The sequence below is a fragment of the Bradyrhizobium cenepequi genome (genome assembly GCF_020329485.1).
GTDB lineage: Bacteria > Pseudomonadota > Alphaproteobacteria > Rhizobiales > Xanthobacteraceae > Bradyrhizobium > Bradyrhizobium cenepequi.
On the sequence record NZ_JAGKJI010000055.1, the window covers coordinates 12,779 to 35,097 of the forward strand.

Consider the following 22,319-nt stretch of genomic DNA (forward strand, 5'->3'; position numbering starts at 1 on the left):
TTCGACCAGTTCATGGCCGTACGGGCCCGCGAGTCCGGTCGGCAAGGCGCCCGAACGCCGGAGCAGGACGAGGCGCTCTATCAGAAATGGCCGAAATTGCAGCAGACGCAATCAAGGCGTTAGAGCATGAGCCGATCGGGGGCTCCACGGGCACGAATGTTCGCGGAGAGAACCCCTCACCCGAGCGAGTTCGCTGCAGGCGACGGAGTGGCCCTCTCCCACAAGGGGAGAGGGCGCATTAACTGGCGCCGATCCTAGGCCGCTGCGGTCGGGAGGCTATAGCTCTTGAATTGATCGCGCAGTGCGGTCTTCAGGATCTTGCCGGTCGCGGTGTGCGGAATGCTGTCGACGAAGACGACGTCGTCGGGCATCCACCATTTTGCGATCTTGCCGTCCATGAATTTCAGGATCTCCTCGCGCGTCGCCTGCTGGCCCTGCTTGAGCTGCACGATGAGGAGCGGACGCTCGTCCCACTTCGGATGACGCACGCCGATCACGGCGGCCTCGGCCACGGCCGGATGGCCGACCGCGAGGTTCTCCAGATCGATCGACGAGATCCATTCGCCGCCGGACTTGATCACGTCCTTGGAGCGATCGGTGATCCGCATGTAGCCGTGCGCATCGATCGTCGAAACGTCGCCGGTGTCGAAATAACCCCCTTCGTCGAGGATGTTGCTGTTGACGCGGAAATAAGCCTTGGCGATCGACGGTCCCGAGACCTTGAGCCGGCCGAACGTCTTGCCGTCCCACGGCAGTTCCGTGCCCGCATCGTCGGTGATCTTCATCTGGACGCCGAACGGCGGGTAACCCTGGGTCTGCAGCACGTCGAGCCGTTCCTCGCCGGTGCGCTCCTCGAACGGCGGCTTCAGCGCCGCGACGGTGCCGATTGGGCTCATCTCGGTCATACCCCAGGCGTGGCGCGGTTCCACGCCCATCTTGATGAAGGTGTCGATCATCGAGCGCGGCATCGCCGAGCCGCCGCAGATCACCATCTCCAGGTGCGGCAGCTTCAGGTTGTTGGCGGCCATGTGCTGCAGCAGCATCAGCCACACCGTCGGCACGCCGGCGGTGTGCGTCACCTTTTCGGTGTCCAGCAATTCGTAGACTGACGCGCCATCGAGCTTCGGCCCGGGCATCACGAGCTTGGTGCCCATCGAGGGCGCGGAGAAAGCGATGCCCCAGCTGTTGGCATGGAACAACGGCACCACCGGCAGCATTGTATCGGTTGCGGATGTGCCGAGCGCATCCTTGTTGTTGGCCATCAGCGCATGCAGCACGTTGGAACGGTGCGAATACAATACGCCTTTGGGATCGCCCGTCGTACCCGACGTGTAGCACATCGCCGCCGCGGTGTTCTCGTCGAAGGTCTTCCACTGGAGTTTGCCGTCGGACGCCGCGATCCAGTCTTCATAGGCGACCGCGTTCTTCAGCGTGGTTTCCGGCATATGGGCCTTGTCGGTCAGCAAGACATAGCGCTCGACGCTCGGAAGCTTGTCGACAATCTTCTCCAGCACCGGCACGAAGGTGAGGTCGGTCATCACCACGCGATCCTGGGCGTGGTTGATTATCCAGGCGATCTGTTCCGGAAACAGCCGCGGGTTGACGGTATGGCAGATCGCGCCGATACCCATGATGCCATACCAGGCTTCGAGATGGCGCCAGGTGTTCCAGGCGATGGTGGCGACACGGTCGCCGAGCTTGATGCCGTCGCGCTCCAGGCTCTGCGAGACCTTCAGTGCGCGCGCATGGATCGCCGCATAAGTGGTGCGATGGATCGGGCCTTCGACCGACCGGGTCACGACCTCCTGCGTGCCGTGATATTTCGCTGCGTGTTCGATAATCCGGTGACACAGCAAAGGCCAGTCTTGCATCAAACCAAGCATACGCACGTCCCTCCTCAGTGTTCTTCCCTCGCATGACTGCCAGACGGGTGTGGCCAGCCGCTCCATCACGAAATTGACATGAACTGTAGCGCGGAGAAAGCAAGCCGAAAATCCACTTATGGCGCCTTTGGCCGCACCGGAATGGCACTGGTTACCACTGTAGCCATATTGTTCGGGATGCTGGCCGAACCCGCTATGGCCGCCCGCAGGTCGGTCCCGTTCCCTCTTTCGTCCCCTTGGGCTGACCTGTTCGCTCCTCCTCCTCGGCCAAGGCCGCATCGGGCCGTCCATCGAGCGGCCGTGCCGCTGCCAAAGCCCCGCCCGGCCGAGGCGCCTGTCGCGACGCGCGAGCCCGCGGCCGCAAAAAAGATGCCGCCGGCCGACCATGGCAAAGCCGCCGACGGCAAGGCTCCCGACGGCAAGGCTCCCGACGGCAAGGCTCCCGAGCAGGCTGCACCCGAGCCTTCGGCCTGCCGGCAGGCGTTGACCGACGATATCGCTATCGCGCCAAGCGTTCCCGCCATTCACGGTCCGGGCGCCTGCGGTGGCGAGGATCTGGTGCGGCTTGAAGCGATCGTGCTGGCTGACAAGCGGCGGGTTGCGGTGAAGCCGGCGGCGATCCTCCGCTGCAGCATGGCCACCGCCATTGCCGATTGGGTGCGGGTCGACATCGCGCCGCTGGCTGCCGGGTTCGGCAGCAGCGTCAGCGATCTCGATAATCTCGATTCCTTCCAATGCCGCGGCCGCAACGGCGTCCCCGGCGCGCAGCTTTCGGAACATGGCCGCGCCAATGCGCTCGATGTCCGCGCCTTCAAGCTCGCGAACGGCCGCTCGATCTCGCTCACCGACCGCGCCGTGCCGCGCGATCTGCGCGAGAGCGTGCTGCATTCAGCCTGCACCCGTTTTACGACCGTGCTGGGGCCGGGCTCCGACTGGCACCACGAAGACCACATCCATGTCGACCTGATGGAGCGCCGGAACAATTACCGGATCTGCCAGTGGGATGTCTTGGACCCGCTGCCGGTGGTCGCCCCACTGCTGCCCGCCCAGCGTCCCGAAGAAGCGCCGCCGCGAGAGGTCGCGGCCAAGGATGACCCAAAGGGTGGCGCCAAGAGCGACGTCAAGACTGACACCAAGTCGGAAAATACGAAGTCGAAAGCGAGGAAGCCGGATGCTGGCGATTCCGACAGCGCGGAGTCAAAGCGTGCAGCGACCAAATCGCAGCCAACAAAAAAGCGCCGGCAAAGCCGGCGCCCTTGATCGCGTCTCGTACACCCGAGCTATTGCACCATGGCGTTGCCGCCGCCCTGCAGCGCCATCTTCGAATTGAACGGCGAGTCGCCGTGCTTCGGTTCGAGCACCACCACGACCGTGCCGACGCCGACGCGGTCATAAAGGTCGATCACGTCCTCGTTGGTCATGCGGATGCAGCCCGAGGAGATTGATGCGCCGATATATTCCGGCTGGTTGGTGCCGTGGATGCGGAACAGCGTGTCCTTGCCGCCCGAGTACAGATAGAGCGCGCGCGAACCCATCGGATTGTCGGGGCCCGGCGCGACATAGGTCGGCACGCCGAGCCGGGAGATTTCGCCGGGGGTCGGATGCCAGGCCGGCCACTCGGTCTTGCTGCCGACCTTGGCAATGCCGGACCATGCCATGGCCTCTTCGCCGACAGTGATGCCGTAGCGGATCGCCTTGCCGTCCTTCTGCACCAGGTAAAGATAGTGGTTATCGGAGTCGACCACGATGGAACCCGGCGCCTCCTTGCGGTGATAATCCACAATGGCGCGGCGGAACGGCTCGGCAACCGGGACTTTCGCGTAAGTGGTTTTCGCCAGCAGGTCCTTGTCGCGGGGCTTGAAGTTGGCGATGTTGGTGGCCTCGTAAGTTGTGGCCTGCATGCAACCCGACAGCATCAGGCCGGCGGCCACAATTCCCAGCGTAACTTTCAGCGACGACATGGTGCACTTCCGTTGAAAACCCTGCGCTCGCAGCGCGAAAATGCGCCCCAATCGCCACGATTCCATTAATCCCATTAGTCGTATTATTGCCGAAACCTGCCGCTATTCCCAGCGTTTCGAGACCTATCCCGCGCTGCGGGACTTCTGCTGTGGCTTTTTTGCCGCAAATCCTACCATCGGCAGCCGATTTCTGTGCAGATCGGCAACGGTTGCCAAGTCCGGGCCGCGCCGGAGCCATTTCTCCGCCACAAATATGGATGGGCGGTTAATGCGCCGGTCATGAAGCCCTTGCCAGAATCGCGTTTAGTCCTGTTGGGTGCGCCGGTGCCCGGTTCCGGAGTTGCTGATGCTGTCGGTGTTCGTTCCTGCTGATCTTGCGCTGAAAAAGGTCGTCTCCGCCGAACTGGCGGCCTTGCCGGAGAACACGGTGTGGATCGACATGGTGAGGCCCACCCCTGACGAGGACCGCGCTGTGGAGCGGCTGGCCGGGATCGCGGTGCCGACCCGGGAAGACATGCAGGAAATCGAGATTTCCAGCCGGCTCTATATCGAGAGCGGCGCGCGCTACATGACGGCGACGCTGATGAGCCATTCCGACACCGACATGCCCCGCACCACGGCGGTCACCTTCATCCTGGCCGGCCACCGCCTGGTGACCGTCCGCTATGACCAGCCGAAACCGTTCGCGCTGGTCGAGGCCAAGCTTGGGCGGTCCTGCGCGCCCGGCATCTCCGGCGAGATGGTACTGATGGAACTGCTCGACGCGGTGATCGACCGTTGCGCCGACATCCTGGAGCGTTGCGGTTCCGAGATCGACCAGGTCTCCCACGACGTCTTCGAGCCGGAGAGCGAACGGCACGGCCAGGCCAAGCGATATGCGCGGATCCTGACTGAGATCGGACGCAAGGGCGACCTGACCTCGAAGGTGCGCGAAAGCCTGGTTTCGATCGGCCGTCTCGTCACGTTCCTGTCCGCGGTGATTGAAGGCGTCAAATGGTCCAAGGACATGCGAGAGCAGCTCAAGACCATGCAGCGCGACGTGGTCTCGCTCACCGACCACGCCTCCTATCTCTCCAGCAAGATCACCTTCGTGCTGGACGCCATGCTCGGGGTCGTCAACCTCGAGCAGAACAACATCATCAAGCTGTTCTCGGTGATGGCCGTGGTGCTGATGCCGCCGACCTTGATCGCGTCGATCTACGGCATGAATTTCAAGCTCATGCCAGAACTCGACTGGCCGCACGGCTACCCGATCGCGCTGGTGATGATGCTGATCGCGGCAATCGTGCCGTACTGGATTTTCAAATGGAAGAAGTGGCTGTAGTTCGGTCGCTGCACTCGATCGCGAGTTCCATTATCGCGCTAATCGCGCTCGATTGCGGCAACAAAGCTGCCGCAATTCCTCCGCTAAAATTTGAGTGTTGCGCTGAACGTTTGAGCGAAACTTTGCTGCGATAACCGCCGGCCTCAAGCCGGAGGACAGCAATGGTTGAGAAGATCATAACGCCACGGCGTAACATCATCGACTTCGCGCGCTATCAGCAGGACCGCATGGTCGGAAAGATGCAGGCGATCTCGCCGCGCATCTGCCGTCACTGCGGCGCTGCCCTGCTCGATGGCGAAAACGAAGACGAGTGCTCGAGCGCGTTCAACACCAGCGCGCTGCGAGCGGTTGAGAAGCCGCGGAAGTTCTACGCGGATTGACGGCCATCTAGGCCGCTAACAGAGTGCAAGCAAAGCAATCCAGAAGTCGACGGCGGAAACGGTCTGGATTGCTTGGTGCTCTCGTTTGTTTCCAGCAGCAATCGCCTGTCCTACACGTGCTGGCCGCCATTGATGTGGATCTCGGCGCCGTTCACGTAGGAACTGGTTTCCGTGCACAGGACGTAGATGATCTTGGCGACTTCGTCGGGCGTGCCGAGGCGATGCATCGGAATCTGCTGCTCGACGATCTTCTCGGTGCCCGGCGACAGAATCGAGGTGTCGATCTCGCCCGGCGCGATCGAGTTGACGCGGACGCCGACGCGGCCGAAATCGGAAGCCATCTCGCGCGTCAGAGCCGCGAGTGCCGCTTTCGAGGTGGCATAGGCCGCGCCTGCGAACGGATGCACGCGGGAGCCGGCGATCGAGGTGACATTCACCACCGCGCCCTTGGCGGTCTTCAGCTCGCTGATCAGTCCGCGCGCCAGCATGATCGGCGCAAAGAAGTTGACGCGGAAGACATGCAGCCAGGTGTCGATATCGGTGTCCATGGTGCCGAGCCGCGCACCGCCCGGACCCTTGGGCGAAATCGCCGCATTGTTGACCAGCGCGTGCAGCTCGTCATTCTCCAGCCGCCGCCGGATCTCCGAGATCGCACGCACGGTGTCGTCATGGTCGCCGAAGTCGACCTCGATATGATCCTCCGGTCCCGCGCCCCACGGACAGACTTCCGGAAAAGCGTGCCGCGAGCAGGTGATGACGCGCCAACCGGCCGAGGAGAAGCGGATTGCGGTGGCATGACCGATGCCGCGGCTGGCGCCGGTCAGGAGCAGCGTGCGTCGCGGCGCGTTGGGGATGTTCGGCATGGTGCTCTTTCAGGCTCTCGTCATCAGGGGTAGAGCCGCACTTTGGACCAGGCTTGGCCTTCGCCCTCGCGACGGAATTCGATGCGGTCGTGCAGTCGATAGGGGCGGTCGTGCCAGAACTCGATTCTGACAGGCGTGATGCGCCAGCCACTCCACCCTTGCGGGCGCGGCACGTCGCCGATGACATATTTCGCGGCCACCTTCGCGATCGCCTGCTCGAAGGCGAAACGGCTCTCCAGCGGCTGTGACTGCTTGCTGGCCCAGGCGCCGAGCTGCGCCTGCTTCGGGCGCGTCGCGAAATAAGCGTCCGCCTCGGCGTCGCTCACCGGTGACACGTTGCCGCGGATGCGCACCTGCCGGCGCAGCGATTTCCAGTGGAATAGTAAAGCGGCCTTAGGATTTGCGGCGAGTTCGCGGCCCTTGGCGCTGGCCGTGTGGCTGTAGAACACGAAACCATCCGCGTCATAGCCCTTCATCAGCACCATCCGCACGTCCGGCAGCCCGTCGGGATCGACCGTTGCCAGCGCCATCGCATTGGGATCGTTCGGCTCGGACTTGCATGCTTCGGCAAACCATTCGGCGAACAGCGCAAACGGTTCCTCTGCCGCGGTAAAATCACCCGATGTTAACGGTGTCGGGTGTTTGATGGAGGTCGTGTCCGTCATGTCAGGAGTCCAGCGTTGCGTCCGTCGGCATCAGAGCGCGCGTTACTCGCCCTATATAGGATGTCCTTATATAGGGCATGGGGACGCGTTGGCCTATCGGCGATCCGCCCGGCGGGGATGGTGATGACACTGGTTCTAATCGGCTTGGGGACCGGCGGCTGCGCCCTGTCCCGGGGCGACAGTTTCGCCCGGCTGGACGACAAGGACTTCACCGGCGCGCTCCGTGCGACCCAGGTCAAAGCATCGGCGCCAACCGACAGCGATCTCGCCTTCGCCCGCAACGCCGCCACCGACGTGCTGACCAAGGGCGACAAGGATTCCAGCCAGGCCTGGGAAAACCCTGAAACCGGCGCGCGCGGCTCGGTGACGCCGCTGGCGCAGGCTTACGCCGCCGAGGACGGCCGGACTTGCCGGGATTTCCTGGCAAGCTATGTCAATGGCCGGACCGAAAGCTGGCTGCAGGGCGCCGGCTGCCGGTCCGGGCGTGGACGGTGGGAGATCCACAGTCTGAAACCTTGGCGATCCTGAGCAGCAAAAGCAGTTGCAAAAATGCCACTGCGCCCCCAAATGACATCAAAGTGGGGCGACAACCCCGAAAATTTCAGGTCTGATTTCCCGTGAAGGAGACGTGACGGATGCGCGACCCCTATGAGGTCTTGGGGGTGCCGCGGGGCGCCAGCGCTGCCGCGATCAAGAGCGCCTATCGCAAGCTCGCCAAGAAACATCATCCCGACAACAACAACAACGACCCGAAGGCTGCCGCGCGTTTCGCCGAAATCAACTCGGCCAACGAAATCATCGGCGACGAGGAGAAGCGCAAGCAATTTGACCGCGGCGAAATCGACGCCGAGGGCAAGCCGCGCTTCCAGGGTTTTCCCGGCGGCGGCTTTGGGGGTGGCGATGCGCGCGGCCGTGCCGGACCGGGCGGGTTCGAAACCTATACGTTCCGCAGCGGCCCCGGCGGCATGGAAGGCGGCGCTGGCGGCTTCGAGGACATCCTCAACAGCATGTTCGGCGCCGGTGCGCGTGCGCGCGGTGGCGGCCGCCAGTTTGAATTCGACACCGGCGGTGTCGGCCTCGACCTCGACCTCAGTGTCGCCATGACGGTGTCGCTGGAGGAGGCGGTGAAGGGCGCGGAGAAGCGCGTCCGGTTGCCGACTGGCAAGGAACTCAACGTCAAGATTCCCGCCGGCGTCAGCTCCGGCCAGCAGATCCGGCTGAAGGGGCAGGGCGAGACGGCGCCCGGCCATCGCCCGGGCGACCTGCTGATCACCGTGACGATCGCGCCGCATCCCTTCTTCAAGGTCGACGGCAACGATCTCCGGGTCGATTTGCCGATCACGCTGTACGAGGCGGTGCTGGGCGCGAAGGTCCGCGTGCCGACGCTCGGTGGCGCGGTCGAATTGTCGATCCCCAAGAACACCTCAACTGGACGGACGTTTCGGCTGAAGGGCAAGGGCCTGCCGAAGCCGGGCGGTCCAGGCGACCTCTACGTCATCACCCGCATCATCCTGCCCGATGGGAACGATGCGGAGCTGGAGACATTGATGCAGAAGTGGCGCGACCAGCATCCTTATAATCCCCGCAGCGATCTTGGCTGAGGGTGCGGCCTCGAGAGGGGGACCAGCGCTGTACCAAACCCCAATCGAGGCCGCGAGCGCCGATCGGCGGATCGAGCGCTGCGCGATATCGCGGGAACATCCGGTGCGATTCTGAGACGCGCCGATGTCCTCATTCCAGATTTTCAATGTCGGAATTTGGACACCGGGCAAGTGTTGCCGTTGCATCACGAAGGTCCGCGAAATGCGGGCGTTTTAGCAAAACCCGGTATTGCCCGGTCTTCCGAATCGCGGCGCGCGAACTACATAAAGTCGTGCGATGGCGCTTCGCGCTATCGCAGCCCTCCTTGGGCGTTTCCTCCCTAGACTTGGGCCGCTTGCTCCCGCGAGTGGCCCTTTTTTCTCACGGTGGCCGGCGACGATCTGGCTGGCTCAGCCGCCGCTCTTTTCCATCTGGTCGTAGACGGCCTGTGCGATCTGGGTCAGGCGGTTGCGGTCGGTGCCGCCGCTGACGACATAGCCGACGCCGCGGTCGGCCCAGAACAGGGCGCCTTCATTGCCGTGCGTGGCGTAACGCATCTGCGTGGTCTCGGCCTGAGCCTTGGAGGCGTAGACCGTGAAGCGCTCGCCGGAGGCGCTCTCATACATCAGGAAAGAGGCCGGTCGCCCGGTCGGGCCGGGCAGCAGCCGGCCGCCAACCAGCTTCAATCCGGCCGCCGACAATTCCGGCGCGCGCACCTGCCAGCCGCAGCGCTTGGTCAGCCACGTCTGCAGATGGGCACGTTCATCGCCGGGCACCTCGACTGGATGGCGGACCTCGACCACGTAGAGCCGGTGCGCGTCCATCGCGTCGAGCGTGAAGCTCTGCAGCGGCGAGGGCGCGGCGGCAGCGCCATGCGCGATCCAGCCGACGCCGCCGCCGGCGATGAACGCCACCAGCGTTGCGGCAATGGCGCCATAGACCAGCTTGCGCGGCTGACGCACCAGCTGCTCGATCTCGAGCCGCTTCGGCACTGCCTCGTCGGCGACCGAATCGTAGCGCGCGTGCAGCACGTCGGCCATGGCGAGCCACGACCGCACCCTCTCGGCGTCATCAGGGTGCATCGCCAGCCACGCCTCGACATCGCCGCGGCGCTCCGCCGGCAATTCGTTGTCGATGTAAGCGTGCAGCTCGTCCTCGGTGACGGGAATCCTGGGGTTGGTCATCGCAGTCTTCTCTGTCTAATCCTCAACAAACAAATCGCCTGAATCTGATGTCATGGCCATGCATAACGCCTGCCATCATTTCACCCGCCTCAATGCCGTCGCGCGTTCGCCCTCGAGGAAGGCTTTAACGTGGGCGCGGGCGCGCGCAAGCCGGGACATCACGGTGCCGATCGGCACGCCCTGGATGTCGGCGACCTCGCGGTAACTCAATCCTTCCAGCATCACGAGAAGCAGCGCGGCGCGCTGCTCTTCCACGAGCGTCGCCAGCGCGCGCGCAATGTCGCGGCCTTCGGCCTCCGTGCCGCTGGCGTCGGGATTGTTGTCCAGCAGCGGCATGAATTGCGGTCGCCGCGCCAGCGAGCGCCGGCGGTTCTTGTTGAGATTGGTCAGGATCGTATAGAGCCAGCTCCGCACGTCGCCGCCGAGGAACAGCCGCTCCGAGCGCAGCGCCCGCACCAGGGTGTCCTGCACCAGGTCGTCGGCAACATCGGCATCCCGCGCAAGCGCCCGCGCGTAGCGGCGCAGCGCCGGGATCATGGCTTCAACACTCTGCCGGAACGCGGTCATGGCACCGGAATCTTCATCCCTCGTCGGCGCGGACGCCTTGCCCAACATAACACCAAAATGACACGACTATTCCTTCGCTCTTGCAGCCCGAGTTGCGCTGCGCTTCACCCGGGCTACGGGATCGGACAAAATCGGCGTGAGGGGACTGTACCGCGGTGGAGCGCTGGTGTACCTCCGAATACCAAACCAACGCGAGAATGGACAGCGGATGGCACAGAAATCAGGTCTGATGCAGGGCAAGCGCGGCGTGATCCTTGGCGTCGCAAACAACCGCTCGATCGCCTGGGGGATCGCCAGAGCATGCCACGACGCCGGCGCCGAGATCGCGCTCACCTGGCAGGGCGATGCCCTGAAGAAGCGGGTCGAGCCGTTGGCGAAGGATTTGAACGCGCTCCTGCTCGGCCATTGCGACGTCACCGACGCTGCGACCATCGACGCAGTGTTTGATGTCGCCCGCGAGAAGTGGGGCAGGATCGATTTCGTCGTGCATGCGATCGCCTTCTCCGACAAGGACCAGCTCGACGGCCGCTACATCGAGACCACGGCAGAGAATTTCTCCAAGTCCATGCTGATCAGCTGCTACTCGCTGACCGCGATCGCGCAGCGCGCCGAGAAGCTGATGACCGAAGGCGGCTCGATTCTGACGCTGACTTATTACGGCGCCGAGAAGTGGATGCCGCATTACAACGTGATGGGCGTCGCGAAGGCGGCGCTGGAGGCGAGCGTGCGCTATCTCGCCGCCGATCTCGGCGAGAAGAACATTCGTGTCAACGCGATCTCCGCAGGTCCGATCAAGACGCTCGCGGCCGCCGGCATCGGCGATTTCCGCTACATTTTGAAGTGGAACGAATACAACGCGCCGATGCGGCGCACCGTCACGATCGAGGAGGTCGGCGACAGCGCGCTCTATCTGTTGTCCGATCTGGCGCGCGGCGTCACCGGCGAGGTGCATCACGTCGATTCCGGCTATCACATTGTCGGCATGAAGCGTCCCGATGCGCCTGACATTTCGCTCGCCAAGGAATAGTTGCTGCCGCGATGCCGATGCCGACGATCTACTACATCCGCCATGGCGAGACGGCGTGGAATGCAGAAGGGCGGTTGCAGGGCACCCTGGACATTCCGCTGAACGATCGCGGCCGCGCGCAGGCGTCTCATGCCGGTCATGTGCTGGCCGACCTTTTCGCACGCGACGGGCTCGACCGGGCGTCGCTGCCTTACGTCTCGAGTCCGCTGGGACGGGCGCGCTCGACCATGGAGCTGGTGCGGCGCGTGCTGGAATTGCCGCCCGGGGATTACTCGCTCGACGATCGGTTGCGTGAGATCGGTTACGGCGTCTGGGAAGGCTCGACGCTGGCGGAGATGCAGCTTGCCGATCCCGAACTCTACGCCGAGCGCCAGACCGCGAAGTGGACGATGGCGCCGGAGGGCGGCGAGACCTACGCCACAGTGCAGCTTCGGATGCGCGACTGGTACGATTCGCTCCTGGTCGACACCGTCGCGGTCGCCCATGGCGGCACCTGCCGCGCCCTGATGGTGTCGCTGGGGATCGAAACCCCTGATAGCGCCGCAGACCTCTACATCGAACAGGGCACCGTCTATGTGTTTCGCGATGGCGGGCTGACGAAGTATAGTTAAGGCGTCAGGAATTGAGCGGTCATTCCGGGGCGGTCCGCAGGACAGAACTACGATGTGCAATTGCACATCGGAGAATCTCGAGATTCCGGGTTCGATGCTTTGCATCGCCCCGGAATGACAGACTGCCGCGTTTGACCGTGGTGCCCCCACGCGTTACGACAAGTCAGTATTGACTTACGAGTTAGGCGACGGATGTCCCACAACACTTTCGGCCATTTGTTCCGGGTCACGACCTTTGGCGAGAGCCATGGGGTTGCGATCGGCTGCGTGGTCGATGGCTGTCCGCCGCTGATCCCGCTGACGGCTGAGGACATCCAGCACGATCTCGACCGCCGCCGGCCGGGCCAGTCGCGCTTCACCACCCAGCGTCAGGAGCCGGATGCGGTGAAGATCCTGTCCGGCGTGATGGCTCATCCGGAGACCGGCGTGCAGGTGACGACGGGCACGCCAATCGGCCTCCTGATCGAGAACACCGACCAGCGATCGAAGGATTATTCCGAGATCAAGGACAAGTTCCGCCCCGGTCATGCTGACTTCACCTATGAGGCCAAGTACGGCCTGCGCGATTATCGCGGTGGTGGCCGCTCCTCTGCGCGCGAGACCGCGACCCGGGTCGCCGCCGGCGCAATCGCGCGAAAGATCCTGCCGGAGATCAAGATCCGCGGCGCGCTGGTGCAAATGGGCCCCTACAAGGTCGATCGCGACAAGTGGGACTGGGACGAGGTCGGGCGCAACCCGTTCTTCTGCCCGGACAAGGACAAGGCGGCGTTCTTCGAGGACTATCTCGACGGTATCAGGAAGAAGGGCTCCTCGATCGGCGCGGTGATCGAGGTCGTGGCCGAAGGCGTGCCGCCCGGGCTCGGTGCGCCGATCTATGCCAAGCTCGATAGCGAGCTCGCAGCGGCGATGATGAGCATCAATGCGGTGAAGGGTGTCGAGATCGGCGCCGGGTTCGGCGCGGCCGAATTGTCGGGCGAGGAGAACGCCGACGAGATCCGCACCGGCAATAACGGGGTGCGTTTCCTGTCCAACAACGCCGGCGGCGTCCTGGGCGGCATCTCCACCGGCCAGCCGGTGGTGGTGCGCTTTGCGGTGAAGCCGACCTCCTCGATCCTGTCGCCGCGGCTGACGGTGGACCGCAGCGGCACCGAGACCGACATCATGACCAAGGGGCGCCACGACCCCTGCGTCGGCATTCGCGCCGTGCCGGTGGGCGAGGCGATGATGGCCTGCGTGCTCGCCGATCATTTGCTGCGGCACCGGGGGCAGGTTGGATAGAACCTGACAGAGGGCAGGGGCCGCGATGCAGATCGGCATCAGGGGGATCGCGGACTGGCTGATCGATGGCGCAAGGTCGACCCCTGTTGTCACCGACATGATTTCCGAACTGTGCGGGCGTCTGGTCGCGGCCGGCATCCCGCTGTGGCGGGTCGGATTCTTCATCCGGACGCTGCACCCCGAAATCTATGGGCGCAATTTCATCTGGAAGCCCGGTGAAGCCGTCGTCGTCGGCTCTGTTGACTTCGACATTCAGCAAACGCCGGAGTTCATTGCGAGCCCGCTTGCGATCGTCTTTGGCGAGCGCAAGGAGGTGCGGTGCCGCATCGACGATCCCGCGAGCCGCCGATTTCCCTTCCTTGACGACATGCGCGCGGAAGGTGTTACCGACTATGTGGCGATCCCGCTGCAATTCATCGATGGCCGCACGCATGCCTCAAGCTGGACCACCAAGCAGGTAGGCGGTTTCACCGACGCCCAGCTGGCTGCACTGCGATCGGTCCTGCCGGCGCTGACGCGTCTGATCGAGGTGATCGGCCTTCGCCGTGTCGCGGCGACCTTGCTTGATACTTATGTCGGCAACCGCGCGGGCACGCGCATCCTCGACGGTCAGATTCGGCGCGGCGATGGCGAGACCATGCACGCGGCGATCTGGCTGTCGGACTTGCGTGGCTTCACGGCGCTATCGGATCGGCTCCCGGCCGAGACTGTCGTCGACATGCTCAACCGCTATTTCGACTGTCAGGTCGCCTCGATCCGCGCTCACAATGGCGAGGTGCTGAAGTACATGGGCGATGGACTGCTCGCGGTGTTTCCGATCGATGAGTATGTCGGGGATGCGCAACAGGTCTGTTCGCACGTATTGGAAGCCGCGCAGGACACCCGCGCCAGCATCGAGGCGCTGCAATATCCGGTCGGCGACGTCGTCGAGCGTTTCCGTTTCGGCGTTGCGCTGCATGTCGGAACAATTCTCTATGGCAATATCGGCGGCGGCAACCGGCTCGACTTCACCTGCATCGGCCCCGCAGTGAATCTTGCTGCGCGACTGGAGAGGATCGCCGGTCGGCTTGGCCGCACCGTCGTGGCCTCCGAAGCCTTTGCCGGCATCTGCCGCGGCGGCTGGGACGACCTTGGTGAATTTCCGATCGCAGGCTTCTCCAAGGCCCAGCGTGTCTATGGCCTGGTGGATGAGGTGTCGCAATTTCACGCCTAGCCTGGGTGGAGCAGCGCACCTCGGTGGCGAAGGACGGGGCTGCAGCATATAGTTGTTGGTGGCTGTGAACGAGGCGGGCCTCATGGTTCGAGACGCCGCTGCGCGGCTCCTCACCATGAGGGTCTAAAATTTCGCCGCGAAATCCGACCTCATCCTGAGGAGCCGCGCAGCGGCGTCTCGAAGGATGGGCCGCGAAGGGACCGCCCACCAAATTCTATTTCATATGCGATAGCCCTCCGCCCTGCGGGAGAGGTGAAGCGGGCTCGCGGTCAGAGCCGAACTACTCTTCCGGCTCGGTGGTGAACAGCAGCGGATAGCCCTTGGCGCGGCCGGCATCGGTGGCGCGGGTCGCCTTTGTCTCTGCGACGTCCTTGGTGAAGACCGCAACCACGCAGACGCCGCGCTGGTGGGCGGTGAGCATCACCTTGTAGGCTTGGTCCTCGGTCATGCGGAACTCCGCCTTCAACACGGTGACGACGAATTCGCGCGGCGTGTAGTCGTCGTTGACGAGGATGACCTTGTGCAGGCGCGGCCGTTCGACCTTGGTCTTGACCTTGGTTTTCGGCGTGGTGACGCTGTCGCTCATGGCGCGGCACCTCCTGCTGCTCTGCGAACACGCAAGAATATCGCCTTCCCGGCGCCTCTGGAACCGGCGGTTTTGCACGGGCTCCTTGCAGGAGCGGGACAATCGCAGACGGGCGACAAAACCTCGCCAAAATCGGGGCGAGCACAAGGCCAAGCTGGGCCGGACTTCAAACCTAGACGGAAGGCTAACCTGAATGTGAAGGACAAATGCTGTTCGCCCTTTGCGCCACGCAGTTTGCGTGTCACCATTATTGACGTTCGACGGGAGGGCAGCTTATGCGCTGGTATGTCTCGATCGGGGTTGTGCTTGTCGCGGGCTGGCTCGCCGGCGGCGATAGGGCTGGCATCGCCGCGCCGGGTCCGGGCAACCAGGGTACCCGCCAGGTGGCGGAGAAGGACGCGAACCCCACCGTCGATGTCGAACTGGTCCTTGCCGTCGACGTCTCCTATTCCATGGACATGGACGAACTCGCGATCCAGCGCGAGGGTTACGCGCAGGCGATCGTGTCGAAGGAATTTCTGCAGGCATTGAAGGCCGGCCCGAACGGCAAGATCGCAGTGACCTATTTCGAATGGGCCGCTTCCTCTGACCAGAAGATCATCATTCCCTGGCGCCTGATCGACGGCCCGGAAACCGCTGATGCCGTTGCCGCCGAGATCACGAAGACGCCGATCCGGCGGGCGTCGCGGACCTCGATCTCGGGGGCGATCACTTTCGCAGTGCCGCTGTTCGACGAAAACCCATATCGGGGCCTAAGGCGCGTGATCGACGTTTCCGGCGATGGCCCCAACAACAATGGCGGTCCGGTCACGGTCGCGCGCGACGCGGCGCTGGAGAAGGGCATCGTCATCAACGGCCTGCCGATCATGATGAAGGAGCCGTCCTATTCCACCATGGATATCGACAACCTCGACCAATATTACGAGGACTGCGTGATCGGCGGTCCCGGCTCCTTCGTGGTGACGATCAAGGAGCGCGAAAAATTCAAGGAAGCGATCCGCACCAAGCTCCTGATGGAAGTCGCCGGCCGCACGCCCGAGCGCAAGGTCGTGCCGGTGGTCGAAAGGGAGTCGCGCGTCAGCTGCATGATCGGGGAAAAGATCTGGCAGGACAGGTGGGGAAGGTAGCATCCCTTCCTTCTCCCCTTGTGGGAGAAGGTGGCGCGTATGCAATGCGCGCCGGATGAGGGGTTCTCTCCACGAGCGACCGTTCTCGTGGAGGCAACCCCTCACCCAAACAAGCTGTTCGTGGCCGGCACCGGAGCGGCCCTCTCCCACAAGGGGAGAGGGCACATCAACCAGCACCTGCAAGACGGCACGAGTCCGCTACGACATCTCGCGCATCACCTGCTCCGGTGCCCGGCGCAGGGAATTGGGCAGATTGGGCCCCGTACCAAAGCGCATGATGATGTCCGGGCGGCGTCCTCCAAGGTCCAGGAACGAGGCGAATTGGGATCGCATCTCCGCCACCTCAACCGGCTGATTGATGAACGCGTACTTCAACCCGAGCGCGGTCGCCTGCAGTCCGAAACGCTGGCAGGCTCGGCCTACTGCGATCCAGTGGGCCTTGTCGCTGGCATCAGCCGCAAGGACAACAATGCCAGCCGAGCTCTCGATCTGCTCGCGGTACTTCTTGCCCTCGCCCTTCTCGGTGAAGAAGAAGCCGAGCAGCGGCCGGGCGATCCAGGCAGGAAGCGCGGGATTTCCCGAGCAGCGCGAGAACAGACCATCCATTGTCGCCATGGCGTCCGCTTCGCTGAAGCGCAGCCAGTGGAGCAGTTCGTCCATGAACGCCGCATCGCGCATCTGTGCCGAGTTGCCTCGAACGACATAGTCGGCGACGTTCGAGATCCTGGCCCGGTCGGTCAACATGATGGTCGAGACGCCGGGCTCGCGGCACGCGCTTTCCAGCACGCGCAATGCCTCTGCCGCGACTGGCCTGCCGTCATAGGCTGTGCGCGTGCTTTGGCGAACCGTGATCGTCTCCGCGAGCGGCGACGTCGCTCGGGATGCGACGACTTCGAGATCGATCGCAATCTCATCGCCTTCGATGACGGGATTCGCTTTCAGCCCGAGCATTGAGGCGGCGAGCACGAGATTTTCCGCGGCGCATCCCAGGCTGACGAAGAGATGGTGGTCATCCGGATCGACCGCGGGGCATCTGCGTGAGAAGTCCGGCGCGATGACGATTCTGTTGGCGCTCGCGGTGAAGGTCCAGGGTTGGGTGTTGTGGCTGTTGGCTGCCAGAGTGGCAAAGCGCACGAGTTCTCGGTTTCTCGGCGCGGACCGCAACGGCGCTCTGATGATGCCCGTGGCGTCTTCATAGGTCAGTGGTGCTGCTCCTGCTTGCGACGATGGCCCTGTGATTGCCGCAGAGCCAAGCCCAAGCGCGGTTCCGAGCATCCGTCGTCTGTCGATGAGCATTGACCCGCTTCCCGGCAATTCCACGAGGAAGCAGTTAGCGCCGCGAAGAGCCGGGGCCGTTGACCAAGGTCAAAGCCTGCCAGCGTAGTGCGATTTGGCTGAGCTGCGGTCAGCGCTTGCGCGTGAATCGGGCCACCAGCTCGACGTGCGGCGTGTGGCGGAACTGGTCGACGGGTGTAACGCCTTCGATCCTGTAGCCGCCGTCGATGAGGATCTTGGCATCGCGCGCAAACGTTGCTGCGTTGCAGGACACCGCCACAACGACGGGCACCTTGCTTGCGGCAAGCTGCGTTGCCTGCGCCTGCGCGCCCTGGCGCGGCGGATCGAACACCACCGCGTCGAAGTCGCGCAATTCCTGCGGCACCAGCGGGCGGCGGAACAGGTCGCGTGGCTCGGCCTTGACCGGCTTCAAACCTGGAGTCGAGGTTGCCGCTTTCTGCAGGCTCGCGATTGCGCCGGCGTCGCTGTCGAAGGCGGCGACCCGCGATTTCGCGGCGAGGCGCAGGGTGAACGGGCCGACACCGCAGAAGAGATCGGCGATATGCTTGGCGCGCTGGCAGTGATCGCTGACCAGTTGCGCCAGCGTCTCTTCGCCGCCGACGGTCGCCTGCAGGAACGAGCCCGGCGGCAGGATCACCTGTGCCATTCCGATCATCACCGCGGGAGGCGCGCGCATCAGCACCAATTCGCCGTGCCGTGTCAGCCGCGCCAGTCGATGGTGCTCCGCGATGCGCGACAGTGCCGCGATCATGGTCGAGGGCAGGGCGCCCGAGCCGCGGACGTCGACATCGAGGCCATTTAGGGTCGAGGTTACCTGGATGTCGAGCGGCTTGCCCATCGATATCAACGGCTCGGCGATGGCCCAGGCGGCGTCGAGCGCGCCGCTCAGGCCGGGATCGAGGATGGGACAACGATCGACGGGAATGATGTCGTGCGAGCTCGCCGCGGCGAAGCCGACCTTGAGCACTTCATGCGTACCCATCCGCGCGTGGAGGGTGATGCGACGGCGCCCGAGGCCGTGGGCGTCGATCAGCGGGGCGACCTCGGCCGCAACCCTGGCCTGCGCCAGCGCCTCGACGACGAGGTCGCGTTTCCAGGCGCAGTAGCTCTCGTCGTCCCAATGCTGGATCGCGCAGCCGCCACAAAGCCCGAAATGCGGGCAGAACGGCGCGATGCGCTGTGGGCTGGCGCTCTCGACCTGGAGCAGGCGCCTCCGATCGGGATGGCCGGGAACGGCGGCAACCTCGACCGTCTCGCCCGCCAGCGCATAAGGAACATAGATCGCCTGACCGTTTGCGATCGCGACGCCGTCGGCGCGATGGCCGACATGATCGATCACGAGCCGTTCAGCCACGGCGCGCGCCGAGGAAGAATTCGATGTTGCCGTCGCCGCCGGTGATCGGGGACGGAAAGACCTGGATATCGGTGCAGCCCTGGGCGGCCGCAAAGGCCGCGATGTCGTCGCAGATTTCCTGATGCACCATGGCGTTGCGGATGATGCCGCGGCGCGAATGCTTCCGCTGCGCCTCGAATTGCGGCTTGATCAGCGCGAGCAGGTGCATCGGCGCCGCCGCCAGCGACAGTGCCACCGGCAACACCAGCTTCAGCGAGATGAAGCTGACATCGATGACGACGACATCCGGTCGCGCCGGCAGGCGCTTGCCCTCGAAGGAGCGGATATCGGTCTCTTCCATCGACACGACCCTGGGATGGCCGCGCAGCGACGGATGCAATTGGCCGTGGCCGACATCGATGGCGAACACAAGGCTCGCGCCGTTGGCCAGCAGCACCTCGGTGAAGCCGCCGGTCGAGGCGCCGACATCGAGGCAGACATGACCCTCAATGTCGATCGGGTATTGCTCCAGCGCGCCGGCCAGCTTGACGCCGCCGCGCGAGACATAGGGGTGCGCGGGCTCGGCCGACAGCTCCGCATCGGGCGCAAGCGTATCGGAGGGTTTGCCGACCTGCTTGCCGTCGGCGATCACGAGCCCGGCTTCGATCGCGGCGCGCGCCCGCGCCCGGCTCTCGAACAGGCCGCGCTCGACCAGCAGCACATCCGCACGCTTGCGCGGAGCCTGCTCGCTTTCGCTTTTCTTCATCGGCTTCGACTCGTCTTTCGCCCGTGATCCGCCGCAAGGCGGACGCAGGTCTCGAAGCAGGTGAGGTCGTGCCAGATATCCGCAGGCGCGGTCCTCGGCGTCACGAACGGGCAGCCGTGCAGGTCGAGGGCGTGCATCATCATCAGATTGTCGGGCAAGCCAAACTCTTCCACAGTGAGACCGTGTCCATCGGCCAGGCTGCCGTCGGACAACGTCGTCACCTCATATAGGCGCGCCACGCGAGTTGCATATGACGCGGGATCGTTGGAGTAGCCGAGGCACAATTTGCCGCGCCCCGCCATGTAGCCGAGTTCATAGACCGTGCCTGCGTCGGCACTGGGGCCACGAAACGGCGTCAAATTGGCGATGATGGCATCGGCGGCCTCCATCATCGCTTCGTTGCCTTTGAAGATGACGAGGGAAGCATCGGGCGCCGACCGGTCGACCGCGTTGTCGAGCGGATAGAGCCCGCTTAGGCCGTAGCGGGCGCAAAGCTCGGCCTTGCGCCGTCCGATCTCAATCGCATCCGGCAGGAACACGTCGGGCCCTGCCAGATAGATATTCATCGCGGAATCCGCGGAAGCTTGGCGTCAGGCAAGCTTGACGGTCTCGGCCTTGAAATCCTTGCCGAGGGTCTCGAACACCTTGGCGACGATGCTCTTGGCGTCGAGGCCTGCGCGGGCATACATCGCCGCCGGCGTGTCGTGATCGAGGAACGCGTCGGGCAGCACCATCGCGCGCATGCGCAGGCCGCCGTCGAGCATGCCGTTCTCGGCGAGAAGCTGCATCACATGCGAGCCGAAGCCGCCGATCGAGCCTTCCTCGATGGTGATCAGGATCTCGTGGTCGCGTGCGAGCTTCAGGATCATCTCTTCGTCGAGCGGCTTCATGAAGCGCGCATCCGCGATCGTGGCGGAGAGGCCATGGGCCGCCAGCTCGTCGGCAGCCTTCTCGCATTCGGCGAGGCGGGTGCCAAAGGAGAGCAGAGCTACCTTCTTGCCCTCGCGGATGATGCGGCCCTTGCCGAGCTCGAGCGGAATGCCGACTTCGGGCATCTCGACGCCGCGGCCTTCGCCGCGCGGATAGCGCACCGCGCTCGGGCGATCGTTGATCGCCACTTGCGTTGCGACCATGTGCACGAGCTCGGCCTCATCGGCGGCTGCCATGATGACGAAGTTCGGCAGGCAGCCGAGATAGGCGCTGTCGAACGAACCGGCATGGGTCGCGCCGTCGGCGCCGACGAGGCCAGCGCGGTCGATCGCGAAGCGGACCGGCAGGCTCTGGATCGCGACGTCATGGACCACCTGGTCATAGCCGCGCTGCAGGAAGGTCGAATAGATCGCGCAGAACGGCTTGTAGCCTTCGGCGGCAAGGCCGGCTGCGAAGGTCACGGCATGCTGCTCGGCGATGCCGACATCGAAGGTGCGGGTCGGGAACGCCTTGTTGAAGATGTCGATGCCGGTGCCGGACGGCATCGCAGCGGTGATGCCGACGATTTTCTCGTCCTTCTGCGCCTCCTTGACGAGGCTCTGGCCGAACACGTTCTGGTAGGCCGGCGCATTCGGCTTGGCCTTGGCCTGGGTGCCCGTGGCCACATCGAACTTGACCACGGCGTGGTACTTGTCGGCGGAAGCTTCCGCCGGGCCGTAGCCCTTGCCCTTCTGCGTCACGACGTGGACCAGGATCGGACCGGTATCCATGTCGCGGACGTTCTTCAGGACCGGCAGCAGGTGGTCGAGGTTATGGCCGTCGATCGGACCGACATAATAGAAGCCGAGTTCCTCGAACAGCGTGCCGCCGTCCATCATGAAGCCGCGGGAATATTCCTCGACGCGGTTGGCGCGGTTGGCCAGCACCTTCGGCAGATGCTTGTTGATCTGCTTTGCCGCCTCGCGCAGCGAACGATAGGTCTTGCCGGAATAGAGCCGCGACAGATAGGCGCTCATCGCCCCGACCGGCGGGGCGATCGACATGTCGTTGTCGTTCAGGATCACGATCAGGCGCGAGTTCATGGCGCCGGCATTGTTCATGGCCTCATAGGCCATGCCTGCCGACATCGCGCCATCGCCGATCACGGAGATCACGTTGTTGGTGCCGCCGGAGAGGTCGCGCGCCACCGCCATGCCAAGGCCGGCGGAGATCGAGGTCGAGGAATGGGCGGCGCCGAACGGATCGTAGTCGCTCTCGCTGCGCTTGGTGAAGCCGGACAGCCCGCCGCCGGTCCGCAGCGTGCGGATGCGATCGCGCCGGCCAGTCAGGATTTTGTGCGGATAGGCCTGGTGGCCGACATCCCAGATCAGCCGGTCGCGCGGCGTGTCGAAGGTGTAGTGGATCGCGGTGGTCAGCTCGACCACCCCCAAACCCGCGCCAAAGTGACCCCCGGTCACGGAAACCGCGTCGATGGTCTCCTGGCGGAGTTCGTCGGCAACCTGGTGCAGCTGCTCGACCTTGAGCCGGCGCAGGTCGTCGGGCGTGCGGATCGTGTCGAGAAGCGGCGTCTTACTGTATGTGGTCACAGCGATATTCCAGTTCTTGAGGTCAGGGCCAGCGGCCCGACCGGAGTTAGGGGCGCATCGATTGCGCCGTGAGAATCCAGACGCCAGTTGCCGCCTTGGCAGGCCGGTGCCTGATTTGAAAGCCTAGGTGCACTCCGGATCGAACCATGTGATATGCA

22 protein-coding genes are annotated in these 22,319 nt (G+C 64.1%); 10 read left to right on the plus strand and 12 right to left on the minus strand.

All coding sequences use genetic code 11. The features are described 5' to 3' along the window. Positions 1-254: 254 nt before the first annotated feature. Positions 255-1,883 carry a fatty-acid--CoA ligase gene (locus J6497_RS34350; RefSeq protein WP_225708673.1) on the minus strand — a complete coding sequence of 543 codons (1,629 nt, stop codon included), beginning with the start codon at positions 1,881-1,883 and terminating at the stop codon, positions 255-257. Positions 1,884-1,961: 78 nt separating this feature from the next. Between J6497_RS34350 and J6497_RS34355 the strand changes: the two genes are divergently transcribed. Beyond that, positions 1,962-3,143 carry an extensin family protein gene (locus tag J6497_RS34355; RefSeq protein WP_376708317.1) on the plus strand — a complete coding sequence of 394 codons (1,182 nt, stop codon included), beginning with the start codon at positions 1,962-1,964 and terminating at the stop codon, positions 3,141-3,143. A 20-nt stretch (positions 3,144-3,163) separates the two neighbouring features. Here J6497_RS34355 and J6497_RS34360 read toward each other — a convergent pair whose 3' ends face one another. Then, on the minus strand, positions 3,164-3,844 hold the full coding sequence (locus J6497_RS34360; RefSeq protein WP_225708645.1) for a L,D-transpeptidase: 681 nt from the start codon (positions 3,842-3,844) through the stop codon (positions 3,164-3,166). A gap of 346 nt (positions 3,845-4,190) precedes the next feature. Here J6497_RS34360 and J6497_RS34365 point away from each other — a divergent pair, with 346 nt between their 5' ends. Then, a complete protein-coding gene (locus tag J6497_RS34365; RefSeq protein WP_225708646.1) occupies positions 4,191-5,168 on the plus strand; it encodes a magnesium transporter CorA family protein in 978 nt (325 codons plus the stop codon). A 161-nt stretch (positions 5,169-5,329) separates the two neighbouring features. Continuing rightward, positions 5,330-5,548 carry a hypothetical protein gene (locus tag J6497_RS34370; protein ID WP_225708647.1) on the plus strand — a complete coding sequence of 73 codons (219 nt, stop codon included), beginning with the start codon at positions 5,330-5,332 and terminating at the stop codon, positions 5,546-5,548. A 110-nt stretch (positions 5,549-5,658) separates the two neighbouring features. On the opposite strand, the gene J6497_RS34375 is transcribed toward J6497_RS34370, so the two are convergent. Continuing rightward, complete coding sequence (locus tag J6497_RS34375; RefSeq protein WP_225708648.1) at positions 5,659-6,411, minus strand: SDR family NAD(P)-dependent oxidoreductase; 753 nt, start codon at positions 6,409-6,411, stop codon at positions 5,659-5,661. A 23-nt stretch (positions 6,412-6,434) separates the two neighbouring features. After that, positions 6,435-7,076, minus strand: coding sequence for a pyridoxamine 5'-phosphate oxidase (gene pdxH / locus J6497_RS34380; RefSeq protein WP_225708649.1), 642 nt, complete (start codon positions 7,074-7,076; stop codon positions 6,435-6,437). A 123-nt stretch (positions 7,077-7,199) separates the two neighbouring features. Between pdxH and J6497_RS34385 the strand changes: the two genes are divergently transcribed. Continuing rightward, positions 7,200-7,604: an RT0821/Lpp0805 family surface protein gene (locus J6497_RS34385; RefSeq protein WP_225708650.1), complete on the plus strand. Its 405-nt coding sequence runs from the start codon at positions 7,200-7,202 to the stop codon at positions 7,602-7,604. A gap of 107 nt (positions 7,605-7,711) precedes the next feature. Next, positions 7,712-8,677, plus strand: coding sequence for a DnaJ C-terminal domain-containing protein (locus tag J6497_RS34390; protein ID WP_225708651.1), 966 nt, complete (start codon positions 7,712-7,714; stop codon positions 8,675-8,677). A gap of 390 nt (positions 8,678-9,067) precedes the next feature. Here the strand turns inward: J6497_RS34390 and J6497_RS34395 are convergent, their stop codons facing one another. Both J6497_RS34395 and J6497_RS34400 read right to left on the minus strand, forming a co-directional pair. Then, a complete protein-coding gene (locus J6497_RS34395) occupies positions 9,068-9,841 on the minus strand; it encodes an anti-sigma factor family protein (protein ID WP_225708652.1) in 774 nt (257 codons plus the stop codon). Between the two features lie 75 nt (positions 9,842-9,916). Then, positions 9,917-10,408: a sigma-70 family RNA polymerase sigma factor gene (locus tag J6497_RS34400; protein WP_225708653.1), complete on the minus strand. Its 492-nt coding sequence runs from the start codon at positions 10,406-10,408 to the stop codon at positions 9,917-9,919. A gap of 208 nt (positions 10,409-10,616) precedes the next feature. Between J6497_RS34400 and fabI the strand changes: the two genes are divergently transcribed. The 4 genes from fabI (at position 10,617) to J6497_RS34420 (ending at position 14,537) form a co-directional block, all read left to right on the plus strand. Then, positions 10,617-11,435 carry an enoyl-ACP reductase FabI gene (gene fabI / locus J6497_RS34405; protein WP_225708654.1) on the plus strand — a complete coding sequence of 273 codons (819 nt, stop codon included), beginning with the start codon at positions 10,617-10,619 and terminating at the stop codon, positions 11,433-11,435. A gap of 11 nt (positions 11,436-11,446) precedes the next feature. Continuing rightward, the gene (locus tag J6497_RS34410; RefSeq protein WP_225708655.1) at positions 11,447-12,046 is read left to right on the plus strand and encodes a histidine phosphatase family protein; all 600 of its coding nucleotides are present in this window, start codon (positions 11,447-11,449) and stop codon (positions 12,044-12,046) included. Between the two features lie 192 nt (positions 12,047-12,238). Beyond that, positions 12,239-13,324 carry a chorismate synthase gene (gene aroC / locus J6497_RS34415; protein ID WP_225708656.1) on the plus strand — a complete coding sequence of 362 codons (1,086 nt, stop codon included), beginning with the start codon at positions 12,239-12,241 and terminating at the stop codon, positions 13,322-13,324. A 25-nt stretch (positions 13,325-13,349) separates the two neighbouring features. Continuing rightward, positions 13,350-14,537 (plus strand): adenylate/guanylate cyclase domain-containing protein, encoded by a 1,188-nt coding sequence (locus tag J6497_RS34420; RefSeq protein ID WP_225708657.1) that lies wholly within the window; start codon positions 13,350-13,352, stop codon positions 14,535-14,537. Between the two features lie 280 nt (positions 14,538-14,817). On the opposite strand, the gene clpS is transcribed toward J6497_RS34420, so the two are convergent. Beyond that, positions 14,818-15,123 (minus strand): ATP-dependent Clp protease adapter ClpS, encoded by a 306-nt coding sequence (gene clpS / locus J6497_RS34425; protein WP_225708658.1) that lies wholly within the window; start codon positions 15,121-15,123, stop codon positions 14,818-14,820. Between the two features lie 275 nt (positions 15,124-15,398). Here clpS and J6497_RS34430 point away from each other — a divergent pair, with 275 nt between their 5' ends. Next, a complete protein-coding gene (locus J6497_RS34430; RefSeq protein WP_225708659.1) occupies positions 15,399-16,250 on the plus strand; it encodes a DUF1194 domain-containing protein in 852 nt (283 codons plus the stop codon). Positions 16,251-16,448: 198 nt separating this feature from the next. On the opposite strand, the gene J6497_RS34435 is transcribed toward J6497_RS34430, so the two are convergent. The 5 genes from J6497_RS34435 to dxs form a co-directional block, all read right to left on the minus strand. Continuing rightward, positions 16,449-17,384 carry an Acg family FMN-binding oxidoreductase gene (locus J6497_RS34435; protein WP_225708660.1) on the minus strand — a complete coding sequence of 312 codons (936 nt, stop codon included), beginning with the start codon at positions 17,382-17,384 and terminating at the stop codon, positions 16,449-16,451. Between the two features lie 271 nt (positions 17,385-17,655). After that, positions 17,656-18,900 carry a class I SAM-dependent RNA methyltransferase gene (locus J6497_RS34440; protein WP_225708661.1) on the minus strand — a complete coding sequence of 415 codons (1,245 nt, stop codon included), beginning with the start codon at positions 18,898-18,900 and terminating at the stop codon, positions 17,656-17,658. Beyond that, positions 18,893-19,645, minus strand: coding sequence for a TlyA family RNA methyltransferase (locus J6497_RS34445; RefSeq protein ID WP_225708662.1), 753 nt, complete (start codon positions 19,643-19,645; stop codon positions 18,893-18,895). The genes J6497_RS34440 and J6497_RS34445 overlap by 8 nt, the downstream gene beginning before the upstream one ends. Further along, on the minus strand, positions 19,642-20,211 hold the full coding sequence (locus J6497_RS34450) for a nucleoside 2-deoxyribosyltransferase (RefSeq protein WP_225708663.1): 570 nt from the start codon (positions 20,209-20,211) through the stop codon (positions 19,642-19,644). Before J6497_RS34450 ends, J6497_RS34445 begins: the two co-directional genes overlap by 4 nt. Before the next feature lie 24 nt (positions 20,212-20,235). Then, positions 20,236-22,161 carry a 1-deoxy-D-xylulose-5-phosphate synthase gene (gene dxs / locus J6497_RS34455; protein WP_225708664.1) on the minus strand — a complete coding sequence of 642 codons (1,926 nt, stop codon included), beginning with the start codon at positions 22,159-22,161 and terminating at the stop codon, positions 20,236-20,238. Between the last annotated feature and the right edge of the window lie 158 nt (positions 22,162-22,319).

Bases quoted from the DNA above. Each gene is read 5' to 3' on its own strand.
- J6497_RS34350 (WP_225708673.1), bottom strand. From the start codon at position 1,883: ATGCTTGGTTTGATGCAAGACTGGCCTTTGCTGTGTCACCGGATTATC.
- J6497_RS34355 (WP_376708317.1), top strand. From the start codon at position 1,962: ATGAACTGTAGCGCGGAGAAAGCAAGCCGAAAATCCACTTATGGCGCC.
- J6497_RS34360 (WP_225708645.1), bottom strand. From the start codon at position 3,844: ATGTCGTCGCTGAAAGTTACGCTGGGAATTGTGGCCGCCGGCCTGATG.
- J6497_RS34365 (WP_225708646.1), top strand. From the start codon at position 4,191: ATGCTGTCGGTGTTCGTTCCTGCTGATCTTGCGCTGAAAAAGGTCGTC.
- J6497_RS34370 (WP_225708647.1), top strand. From the start codon at position 5,330: ATGGTTGAGAAGATCATAACGCCACGGCGTAACATCATCGACTTCGCG.
- J6497_RS34375 (WP_225708648.1), bottom strand. From the start codon at position 6,411: ATGCCGAACATCCCCAACGCGCCGCGACGCACGCTGCTCCTGACCGGC.
- pdxH (WP_225708649.1), bottom strand. From the start codon at position 7,076: ATGACGGACACGACCTCCATCAAACACCCGACACCGTTAACATCGGGT.
- J6497_RS34385 (WP_225708650.1), top strand. From the start codon at position 7,200: ATGACACTGGTTCTAATCGGCTTGGGGACCGGCGGCTGCGCCCTGTCC.
- J6497_RS34390 (WP_225708651.1), top strand. From the start codon at position 7,712: ATGCGCGACCCCTATGAGGTCTTGGGGGTGCCGCGGGGCGCCAGCGCT.
- J6497_RS34395 (WP_225708652.1), bottom strand. From the start codon at position 9,841: ATGACCAACCCCAGGATTCCCGTCACCGAGGACGAGCTGCACGCTTAC.
- J6497_RS34400 (WP_225708653.1), bottom strand. From the start codon at position 10,408: ATGACCGCGTTCCGGCAGAGTGTTGAAGCCATGATCCCGGCGCTGCGC.
- fabI (WP_225708654.1), top strand. From the start codon at position 10,617: ATGGCACAGAAATCAGGTCTGATGCAGGGCAAGCGCGGCGTGATCCTT.
- J6497_RS34410 (WP_225708655.1), top strand. From the start codon at position 11,447: ATGCCGATGCCGACGATCTACTACATCCGCCATGGCGAGACGGCGTGG.
- aroC (WP_225708656.1), top strand. From the start codon at position 12,239: ATGTCCCACAACACTTTCGGCCATTTGTTCCGGGTCACGACCTTTGGC.
- J6497_RS34420 (WP_225708657.1), top strand. From the start codon at position 13,350: ATGCAGATCGGCATCAGGGGGATCGCGGACTGGCTGATCGATGGCGCA.
- clpS (WP_225708658.1), bottom strand. From the start codon at position 15,123: ATGAGCGACAGCGTCACCACGCCGAAAACCAAGGTCAAGACCAAGGTC.
- J6497_RS34430 (WP_225708659.1), top strand. From the start codon at position 15,399: ATGCGCTGGTATGTCTCGATCGGGGTTGTGCTTGTCGCGGGCTGGCTC.
- J6497_RS34445 (WP_225708662.1), bottom strand. From the start codon at position 19,645: ATGAAGAAAAGCGAAAGCGAGCAGGCTCCGCGCAAGCGTGCGGATGTG.
- J6497_RS34450 (WP_225708663.1), bottom strand. From the start codon at position 20,211: ATGAATATCTATCTGGCAGGGCCCGACGTGTTCCTGCCGGATGCGATT.